At 64.0% G+C, this 9,585-nt stretch carries 9 protein-coding genes; 2 read left to right on the forward strand and 7 right to left on the reverse strand.

Annotation, left to right across the window (positions count from 1 at the left end):
* Window positions 1–80 precede the first annotated feature (80 nt).
* Together BMZ17_RS20270 and BMZ17_RS20275 are read left to right on the forward strand one after the other, a co-directional pair.
* Entirely contained in the window at window positions 81–1,475 is a 1,395-nt protein-coding gene (locus BMZ17_RS20270) for an MFS transporter (protein WP_093144229.1), read from the forward strand.
* Between the two features lie 65 nt (window positions 1,476–1,540).
* The gene (locus tag BMZ17_RS20275; protein ID WP_093144232.1) at window positions 1,541–1,984 is read left to right on the forward strand and encodes a cupin domain-containing protein; all 444 of its coding nucleotides are present in this window, start codon (window positions 1,541–1,543) and stop codon (window positions 1,982–1,984) included.
* A gap of 386 nt (window positions 1,985–2,370) precedes the next feature.
* Here BMZ17_RS20275 and BMZ17_RS20280 read toward each other — a convergent pair whose 3' ends face one another.
* From BMZ17_RS20280 to BMZ17_RS20310, 7 genes are all read right to left on the reverse strand, one after another.
* A complete protein-coding gene (locus BMZ17_RS20280; protein WP_254775492.1) occupies window positions 2,371–3,807 on the reverse strand; it encodes a DcaP family trimeric outer membrane transporter in 1,437 nt (478 codons plus the stop codon).
* A gap of 128 nt (window positions 3,808–3,935) precedes the next feature.
* The gene (locus tag BMZ17_RS20285; RefSeq protein WP_093144235.1) at window positions 3,936–5,144 is read right to left on the reverse strand and encodes a benzoate/H(+) symporter BenE family transporter; all 1,209 of its coding nucleotides are present in this window, start codon (window positions 5,142–5,144) and stop codon (window positions 3,936–3,938) included.
* 4 nt (window positions 5,145–5,148) lie between these two features.
* Window positions 5,149–6,492, reverse strand: coding sequence for an MFS transporter (locus tag BMZ17_RS20290; protein ID WP_093144238.1), 1,344 nt, complete (start codon window positions 6,490–6,492; stop codon window positions 5,149–5,151).
* 67 nt (window positions 6,493–6,559) lie between these two features.
* Window positions 6,560–7,330 carry a benzoate diol dehydrogenase BenD gene (gene benD / locus BMZ17_RS20295; RefSeq protein ID WP_093144241.1) on the reverse strand — a complete coding sequence of 257 codons (771 nt, stop codon included), beginning with the start codon at window positions 7,328–7,330 and terminating at the stop codon, window positions 6,560–6,562.
* Window positions 7,327–8,361, reverse strand: a complete 1,035-nt coding sequence (benC, locus tag BMZ17_RS20300) for a benzoate 1,2-dioxygenase electron transfer component BenC (RefSeq protein WP_093144244.1) — start codon at window positions 8,359–8,361, stop codon at window positions 7,327–7,329. Before benC ends, benD begins: the two co-directional genes overlap by 4 nt.
* 22 nt (window positions 8,362–8,383) lie before the next feature.
* Window positions 8,384–8,872: a benzoate 1,2-dioxygenase small subunit gene (gene benB, locus BMZ17_RS20305; protein ID WP_093144247.1), complete on the reverse strand. Its 489-nt coding sequence runs from the start codon at window positions 8,870–8,872 to the stop codon at window positions 8,384–8,386.
* A partial coding sequence (locus BMZ17_RS20310; protein WP_254775493.1) for an RHO alpha subunit C-terminal catalytic domain-containing protein occupies window positions 8,869–9,585 on the reverse strand: 717 nt, incomplete at its 5' end. The genes benB and BMZ17_RS20310, both read right to left, overlap by 4 nt.

A 9,585-nucleotide genomic window follows, 5' to 3' on the forward strand; every position in this document is an offset into this window, starting at 1 on the left:
ATTGATGTCATGCAAATATTATCATTTACGCATGGCTGGCAAGCGCCTAACGTGATCATCCCTTCTTCGGATAGACAACCGTGGTCAAGCGCGCAAGTTCAACAGCGGTCTTAATTGCTTCGTGCTTGGGCTTCTTGGTTGTCCAGCTTGATGTCAGCGTCGTAAATGTGGGGCTAGGAGCCCTACAACAGGCTTTCAACACCGGCTTGAACGGCATGCAATGGGTCATCAATAGCTACGCACTGCTGTTTTCGGCACTCCTCATCCTCGCAGGGGGGCTTGGCGACAAATGGGGCGCCAAGCCAGTATTCGCACTGGGCTTCGGCATCTTTACCCTCGCCTCGGTCGGTTGCGGCATTGCGTCGTCCATGTCGATGTTGATTGCAATGCGCTGCGTCCAGGGTCTCGGGGCGGCGCTGCTCATACCGACCTCCCTCACGCTGATCCGGCTCAACTTTGCCGACGCTCGCAAGCGGCAGTCGGCCGTCGCACTCTGGGGGGCGTGCGGTGGCATTGCGCTCGCAGCAGGACCTGTGATCGGCGGATTTCTCATCGAACACGTGGGTTGGAGAAGCGTGTTCTTGGTAAATATTCCGATCGGCCTGCTGGCGATTGGATTGACGGTGATGTACACGCCCAAAGCGCCTGGCGTCGAGAAGAAGCTGGATCTTGGTGGCCAAGCAACCATTGCTATCGCGCTTGCTCTGATGACCTATGGACTGACTGCAATCGCAGGAGAAGGCTGGACGCTTATTCCCAAGGCGTGCCTGATCTTGGCGGCGATTTTTGTTGCCATCTTTTTCATGGTTGAGCGCCGAACCTCTTCACCAATGCTTCCCGCACGGTTGGCCCGCAATCACATTCTGGTCGCCACGATGATGACCGGATCGGTCATCAATCTGACCTTCTACGGTGTGGTGTTCGTACTGAGCATCTATTTCCAGACGCTGTTGCACTACGATCCTGTGAGGACAGGCTTGGCATTTATCCCGCTGACTGCAGTAATGACGATCTCCTCGCTGCTCTCGGCGCGACTTGCCCAACGGGCAAGCCCCCTCTCAGTCATGACAGCCGGCTTGTTGATACAGGTCGTCGGGTTTGGACTGCTCTCAGTTGCCGACCCATCCAGTTCCGCTTGGCTTCTCAATGGAGCGCTGATCATCGTGGGCATCGGAAGCGCCTCAACGGTGCCGTCGATGAACAACTCGATGTTGGCCGCGGTAAGTCAACATGATGCGGGTATAGCTGCGGGTCTTATGTCATCAGCCAGACAAGCCGGTGGGATCATTGGTGTGGCCGTATTCGGCATCCTGATTTCCTCAACGAATCGCATGGCTTTCACCGCTGGAATGTCAGCGTCGATGTTGATCTGCGTCGCGGCCGTTGGCGCATGCGCACTCCTGAACCTGCTTTTGTTCCGTCACGCCGCGAAGACTCCAGCGCAGGCGAACACTGTCGCCCAGACGGCGGAATAGAGCTCGGCCCTCAGCTTTCGCAGGCCTTCAAAAGTAAACACATTCTTTCAAAGTAAGAGGTAATTATGGGCCAGACCCAAAATGAAGATACAAGAAACTCCCAACAGGGCCACGATTCGAAATCAGAGGTCAACAAAAGCAAGCCGCGAGCCGAAACTGTCCTGCAAAGCGAGTCGGCGTGGAACGGCAAGCCATATGCAGAGTATCCAACGGGGCGCGCTCAACTCACCGTCCTGAGAATCACGATCCCGCCTCATACCACCCTCCCCTGGCACTCACATGTGGTTCCAAACGCTGCATATGTCATCAAGGGACAGATGACGCTTGAAGACAAGGAAACAGGGGAAAAACACACGATCAAGGAAGGCCAAGCATGCTGCGAATCAACCGGCGTTGTTCATCGCGGCCTCACCGGTGACGAGGCCGTTGAAGTGATCGTGACATATGCTGGGACGAAGGCAACCCCGCTCTCGGTGCCAGAAGATCCAAACGCACCGGAGTTTGACTGAGGCTGATCATTGCCGTGCCTTGCTCAGGTGACGATCGATCTTGTCTAGAAGTATTGCCAAATCAAGAGCGATCATGGCGGCGCTTTCGCCGCTTTCGAATCAGTCGTTGCACACTAATAAATGTACAGAGGCAAGGCGTACAGTCGCACTACCCCTTAGAAAAGGGAACTTTTAACCGCGCCACCGTGCGTGCGTCGGGCCGCCACGATCATCGGCCGTGAGCATGAACACCTGCGAGCCGCGCGCTCACAGGGTGGCACGCACGAAAATGTCTACAAACTGCACACCGGTCCACGCGCAGACTAAATCGCAGACCGCCGCCCTGGCGCCGGAGCAGCCGTGCTTGTAGTGCCCTGTGCCCGCCAACTGGCGGGCAAGGCCATGCCTCAGAACGTGTACTTAACCGTGGTCTGCAGCCGGTTCAATTCACCCTCGGCATCGTTGGCAAGCTGGCGCTTGGCCCAGCTCACTTCCGCACCGACGTCCAGGCGCGGGAACGGCGAATAGATCAGGTTCAGGCGCCAGGACTGGGTGCGCTCGGTCGCCAGTTGACCCACGGCTGATTCGTCAGTGGAAATGTAGGCGGCCGAATACGCCAACGTGCTGCGTAGGTTGCCCGTCCAGTTGTGGCGCCATGCCGCAAAGCCCGCGTAGCCGTCCTGCGCCTTCAGCCCGCCATCGCGCTCAATATAGGCATCCGGGATGAGCCCGAAGCCGATATAGCGGCCCAGGCCCGGGCCACCGCTGACGGTGTACTGCAGCAGGTCGGTGTCGCTGAGCTTGAACGAGCCGGCCACGCTGAGCGCATAGCCTGCGGTGCTGTCGTCGGCGGTGCGCAGCTGGCGCGCCAGCCCGGCCACGCTGAAGTGGCCCCAGTTGCCCTTGGTGGTCCAGCGCGCGGTCACGTCGGGGATGTTGTTCTCGCCCGAGCTGACCTGCGCCGGGCTGCCGGCCTGGTACCAGGTCTGCGGATTTTCCAGCGAAAAAGACCAGTTGCCGGTGCTGTAGCGGATCTGCGCCTGGCGTGCGAACAACGTGCCGTCGACGATGCCCACGAAATCCACCGTTTCCGGCAGCGAGCCCAGGTCCATTGCGTTGGTCCAGGTCTGGCCGGCCAGCCAGTGGTTCCACTGCACGTAGGCGTGGCGCAGGGTCGGCGGATAGCCGTTGGAGAACTTCTCGTTGCCGACATTGCCGTTGCCGCCGCCGAAGAAATCGAACTCCACATAGCCCTTGAGCTTGTCACCCGCATCGGTCACGCGGTCCACGCCAAACCAGATACGCGAGAACTGCGCGTGGAAGTCGGTGTAGCTCTTGCCCGGACCTGCATCGACAGGCGTGGCCGCGGGGAAATAGAACAGCCGGCCCGGCGTGCTGTCGGCGATGGCGCCGTCGCTGGTGTAGGTGGACATCATGTCCAGCTTGATGAAGCCGCCGTAGGTGAAGTGGCTGTCACCGCCAGCGACGATGGCCGTGTTCTGAATCGGCGCGCGCGAGGGCGCACCGGCACCCAGCGCGGGCGAGGCCTGTGCCGGAGGCGCGGTGACGATGGCGCCACTGCTCTGCATGCCCGGGCCGCGCAGCAGCGGCGCGCCCGGCGGCTGGGTGGCGGCATCCAGGCGCGTGCGCGCATCGACCAGCTGGGTCTGCTGCTGTTCGACCATCTGCTTGAGCGCCAGCACTTCGGTTTCCAACTGCGCGATGCGCTTGTCCTGTGCGACGTCGCTGGCGGCCTGTGCCGAGGCGATTCCCGGTGCGAACAGGGCGATGGCGATGGCGCACGTCAGCGAAGTGCGCCGGGTGGCGGCGGCGAATGAATCCATGTGTTCCCTCCCAGGAATAACCGTGATCGATGCCGCGCCTGTCCCCGATGGTCAGGCCGTGGCGATGTGGTGGCTCAACGTGCCGGCAGGCCGTGCTGGCTCTCCGGTTCCCCTTTGCAACAACCGCCTCAGCGCGGCACTTGTCCCGCAGGTGCCGCGACGCGGACCTGACGCCACTGCAGCAGCAGGTGGGTGGCCACGCCGAATAACAAACTCCAGAACGCCGCACCCAGCCCGAATAGCGACATCCCCGACGCGCAGACGATGAAGGTCACCAGCGCCGCATCGCGGTCACTGGCATCAGCGACCGCCGTGGTCAGCGACGCGGCAATGCTGGGGAACAGCGCCAGACCGGCAAGCGTGGCGATCAACTCTTTGGGCAGCGTGCCGAACAGCGCCAGCACCGTGCCGGCAAAACAGCCCAGCACCAGATAGGCCACGCCACCAGACGCGCCGGCCACGTAGCGCCGCCGTGGATCCGGGTGCGCCTCGACCCCGGTGCAGATCGCCGCGGTGACCGCGGCTGGGTTCAACCCATGGCAACCAAACGGCGCCAGCAGCGCCGAGCCCGCCGCCGACCAGGCCAGCAGCGGCCCGGCGGCCGGGCGCGGATAACCGCTGGTGCGCAGCAGCGCGATGCCCGGCATGAACTGTCCGGTCAATGCCACCAGCACCAGCGGAATGCTGATGCTCACGATCGCCTGCCAGTCAAAGCGCGGGCTCACCCACACTGGCAGCGTCACCGCCAGCGTCGGCCTCGGCCCACCTACCTGACCTGTGGCCAGCGCTACCGCCACGCCGCTCAGCAGCACCGCTACCACCGCATAGCGCGGAAACCAGCGACGACCGATGAAGAACGCTACGAACATCACCAGCACCAGCGGCAGCTGCGCGGCCATGCCGACGAAGAGCTTCGTGGCAAAACCAAACAAGATGCCGGCCAGCATCGCCGCGGTGATCGCCGGTGGCAGGCGCGCCACGATGCGGTCGAACGCACCGGACAGGCCCACCGCCAGCAACACCGCACTGGCCACCACGTACGCACCGACGGCCACCGCGAAGTCCACCGTCGGCAACAGGCTGACCAGCAGCACCGAGCCAGGAATCGACCACGCGATCACCACCGGCACGCGATAGCACAGGCTCAGTCCAAGCCCCAGCACGCCGCTGCCGATCGAGATTGCCCACACCCACGAAGCTAGTACCGCAGGCGGCAGTCCCGAGGCGGCCTGGAACACGATCACCAGCGGGCCGGCGAAGGAGATCAGCGTGGCGATCACCCCGGCCAGGATGGCCGGGAGTGATGCGTCCCTGATCAGCTGGCGGGCGTAGCCCATCGGCTCAGGGCGCCTGGGTTGCCGTCAGCAGCGGTGCCGCGGCACCGGCGCGCTGCTGGGAAATGGCGAAGATCAGCATCGCCACAGCGGACACGGCAGCCGGGATGGCGAAGATCAGGAAGCTCTGCTGTAGCGGCATCTCCTTGGCCAGCAAGACGCCACCCAGGGTCGGCCCGACAATGGCACCGACACGGCCTACGCCCGAGGCCCAGCCCAGGCCGGTCGACCGCACCGACATCGTGTACAGCTGGGCAACGCTGGCGTACAGCAGGATCTGGGTGCCGATCGTCGTGGCGCCGGCGATGAACACCAGGGTGAACAGCACCGGCACCGACGGGATGTAGCCGATCAAGGCGATGGAGGCCATCGCGGCAATGAAGAAAACCACCACCACCTTGGGCAGGCCGAAGCGATCGCCCAGCCAGCCGCCCGCGATGGCACCGGCCATGCCACCAAAGTTCAGCGAGAACAGGGTCAGCATGCTGGCCTTCTGCGCGTAGCCCGCTTCCTGCATGACCTTGGGCAGCCAGGAGCTGAGCAGGAACACCAGCAGCAGGCAGCAGAAGAACGATACCCACAGCATCAGCGTGCGTACCGTGCGGTTGTGGCGGAACAGCTCGACCACCGACGAGGCCGGCCCCTTGGCTTCGGAGCAGACCAGCACGTCCAGCGCCTCGAGCGCGCTGCTGGTGTCGAGCTTGGCGTAGATCGCCTGCGCTTCCTGCTGTCGCCCCTGGCGGATCAGGAAACCCAGCGACTCGGGCAACTTCCAAAGGATCAACGGCAACGCCAGCAGCGGCACCGCGGCAGCCCAGAACATCGGCTGCCAGCCCATCGTCGGGATGACCCAGATGGCCAGCATCGCCGCCACCATGCCGCCCACCGAGTAACCGCTGAACATCAGCGCCACCATCGTGCCGCGCATGCGCTTGGGCGCGTACTCATTCACCAGTGCCACTGCGTTGGGCATCAGCCCGCCACAGCCCAGGCCGGCGACGAAGCGCAGCGCCTTGAACTGCTCGGGGTTCGCGGCAAAGCCCGTACAGAGCGTTGCGAGGGTGAACAGCATGAAGCTGATGGTCACGCCTTTCTTGCGGCCGATCTTGTCCGCCAGTGGCCCCAGCACCAGCGCACCGAACATCATGCCGAACAGCGCCCAGGCCTGCAGGATGCCAGCCTCCGGCTTGGTCAATCCCCATTCCTTGATCAGCGTGGGCAGCACCGTGCCCGCGACAAACACGTCGTAGCCGTCCACGACGAGCAACAGCCCGCACATGACCACGACCGACCACTGGAACCTGCTGAATCGACCTGAGTCGATCGCTTCACTGACATCGATGCTGCGCATGACCTCTCCCTCCCAGGATGCATTGCGTTTGGATAGACGCGGCCGCCAACAACGGGCGCGTTGAAAATCAGCCTGTATCGCCACCCGCCACGGGCAGGATCGATCCGGTGATGTAGGAGGCCTCGTCGGAGGCCAGGAACAGGATCGGCGCGACCTGTTCGTCGATGGTGCCGTAGCGCTTGAGGAACGTGGAACTGGTGACCTGCTCGACCACCTCGCCCATCCAGGCCTGTTCCTGCGCGGTGTCTCCCTGCGCATTGCGGGCGACGCGGCGCGGCGGCGCCGAGGTGCCGCCTGGCGCGGTGGCGACCACGCGGATGTTGCGATCGGCGTATTCCATCGCCAGCGACTGGGTGATCGCGTTGACGCCCCCCTTGGCCGCCGAATACGGCACCCGGTAGATCCCGCGCGTGGCGTTGGAGGACACGTTGACGATGGTGCCGCCACCACGCGCGATCAGGTGCGGCAGCACCGCGTGGCAGCCGTACAGGGTGGGCATCAGCGAGCGGCGGATCTCGGCATCGATCTGCGCCGGTTCGAACTCGGCAAATGGCCGCATCCGGATCGCGCCCCCGACGTTGTTGATGAGGATGTCGATGCCGCCGAAAGTCTGCGCGGCGAAGTCCATCGCCGCCTGCGCGCCGGCATGGGTTTCAAGATCGGCCACGAAGGACGCGGCCACGCCATCGGCTTCGTTGGCCACGTCGCCAACGAACTCGGCGCGATCCACTAGCACGACCTTGCCGCCCTCGGCCGCGGCCCGCAGCGCGACGCTGCGGCCGATGCCCTGGGCGGCGCCGGTCACCACGATCACCTTGCCGGCGAAGCGAGAGCTCACGCGGCCAGGTCCTGCGGCGTGCTGGCCGGCGCGTTGGGCGTGAACTTCTCGTAATAAAAGCTGGCCGGGGTCACGCCGGTTTCGGTGAAGTGTTTACGCACCGCATCGACCATCGGCGGCGGGCCGCACAGGTACACGTCCACCTTGCCGTCGTGCAGCGCCTCGGGCATCAAGTGCTGGGTGACGTAGCCGATCTTCGGGTGGCGCGAGGCGGGCTCGACCACGCACGTATCGAAGCTGAAGAAGTCCAGGCGCTCGGCGAACTTCTGCAGTTCATCCACCAGCACCAGGTCCGCGCCACGGGTGACGCCGTACATCAGGTACACCGGATGCCCGCTGCCGTGTTCTTCCAGCCAAGCGAGCATCGACAGGAACGGCGCCAGGCCCGTACCACCGGCGAGCATCAGCACGGGGCGCTTCACTTCGCGCAGGTAGAAGCTGCCCAGCGGGCCAGTCATGTCCAGCACCTGGCCGGGGCTGGCGCTATCCAGGTAGCCGCTCATCAGGCCGCCGGGCACGCGCTTGATCAGGAAGCTCGGCTCGTGCGAGCCGGGCTTGGAGCTGAAGGAATACGAGCGCGTCTGGCCGCTGCCCGGTACCGCGATGTTGACGTACTGGCCCGGCAGGAACCCCGGCGCGTCGCCGGTGACTTCCAGCTTCAATTCCAGTGCGGCGTCCTCGTGCGGGACCACGTCCACCACCGCGGCCTTGAACCTGGTGCTGCCGGTCTTGCAGGCGGTGGAGGTGACCGGCACGGCCAGCGTGCAGTCGCTGGAGGGCACCATTTGGCATGTCAGCACCAGGCCGGCCTGCGCTTCGTCCTCGGTCAAGGCATCGTCGATGTATTCGTCGCCCAGGTCGTAGGCACCGGCTTCGGCGCGGCACTTGCAGGTGCCGCACACGCCGTCGGAACAGTCCATCGGCAGGTTGACCTTGTTGCGGTAGGCGGCATCCAGCACGTTCTCGCCTGCGTTGCAGTCGATGAAGCGGGTGACGCCGTCTTCGAAGTTCAGGGCGATGCGATAGCTCATGGCGGTCCTCCTCTCGCGCGGGTCAGATGTGGTAGACGTCGATGACCTGGCGGATGTAGTCGTTCTTCAGCACGATCTTCTTGTGGCTGATCAGGTAGCCGGCGCCGTCGCGGCGCAGCGTCACGAAGCAGGTGCCGAAGAAGTGGTCGGTGGTCTTGTAGCGATGGTTGAGCGTGTGGAAGTTGTAGCGGACGTCAATTTCTTCACCGCGCGTGTCCACCACCTCGATGTTGTTGACATTGTGGCTGGTGCGCGGCTCGGGCGTGGACGCACCGGAGCGTTCGGTCTTGATCCGGAACACGCGGTCTTCCAGCCCGTCGCGGCTGGGGTAATAGATCAGCGAAATCTGCGAATGCGGGTCTTCTGTGAGCTGGTCGTCATCGTCCCAGGCCGGCATCCAGTAGGTGACGTCGGTGGCGTACAGCTCCAGCCATTCGTCCCACTGGCGATCATCCAGCAGGCGGGCTTCGCGATACAGGAACGCGGCAACCGCAGGCAGGTCGTGGCTCACGCAGCGTCTCCAGCCTGTTCGCGCGCGAGCGCATCGCGCATGGCCTTGGCCCAGTATTCGTGCTGGCGTACGAACAGACCCTCGTCCTCGCTGCGGCCGCCGCTGAGCAGCGGCTTGATGCCCATCTTCTGTGCGTTTTCGTCCGGGCCCTCCACCCACAGCGGGGCTCCGCGGCTGAGGTCGTTCCACGCGGCCGAGGTGCCGGCGTAACCCTGCTGGCACGCGCGGAATTCCTCCAGGTCATCGGCGGTGCCCATGCCCGAGACGTTGAAGAAATCCTCGTACTGGCGGATGCGGGTGGCGCGGTCCTCAGCGCTCTCGCCCTTGATGCCGAAGCAGTAGATGGTGATCTCGGTCTTGTCCACGTCGATCGGGCGGGTCACGCGGATCTGGGTGGAGAACTGGTCCATCAGGTACACGTTCGGATACAGGCACAGGTTGCGGGTCTGGCGGGTGATGAAGTCCGCCTTGTCCTCGCCCACCCGCGCGGCGATCTCGGCGCGGCGGTTCCACACCGGACGCACTTCTGGGTTGAGCGAGTTGGTCCACAGCAGGATGTGGCCGTGCTCGAAGCCGTACACGCCGCCGACGCTCTTGCTCCAGCCGTTGGCGTCCACGGCCTTGGTGCCGGTTTCCTTGCGGCGGCCCATGGTGGCCGAGTAATTCCAGTGCACGGAGCTGACGTGGTAACCGTCGCAGCCGTTCTCCATCTG

The sequence above is a fragment of the Pseudoxanthomonas sp. GM95 genome (assembly GCF_900109775.1).
Lineage (GTDB): Bacteria > Pseudomonadota > Gammaproteobacteria > Xanthomonadales > Xanthomonadaceae > Pseudoxanthomonas_A.

Coding starts and splice junctions, on each gene's coding strand:
- benC (WP_093144244.1), bottom strand. CDS start 8,361: ATGAGCTATCGCATCGCCCTGAACTTCGAAGACGGCGTCACCCGCTTC.
- BMZ17_RS20290 (WP_093144238.1), bottom strand. CDS start 6,492: ATGCGCAGCATCGATGTCAGTGAAGCGATCGACTCAGGTCGATTCAGC.
- BMZ17_RS20280 (WP_254775492.1), bottom strand. CDS start 3,807: ATGGATTCATTCGCCGCCGCCACCCGGCGCACTTCGCTGACGTGCGCC.
- BMZ17_RS20285 (WP_093144235.1), bottom strand. CDS start 5,144: ATGGGCTACGCCCGCCAGCTGATCAGGGACGCATCACTCCCGGCCATC.
- BMZ17_RS20275 (WP_093144232.1), top strand. CDS start 1,541: ATGGGCCAGACCCAAAATGAAGATACAAGAAACTCCCAACAGGGCCAC.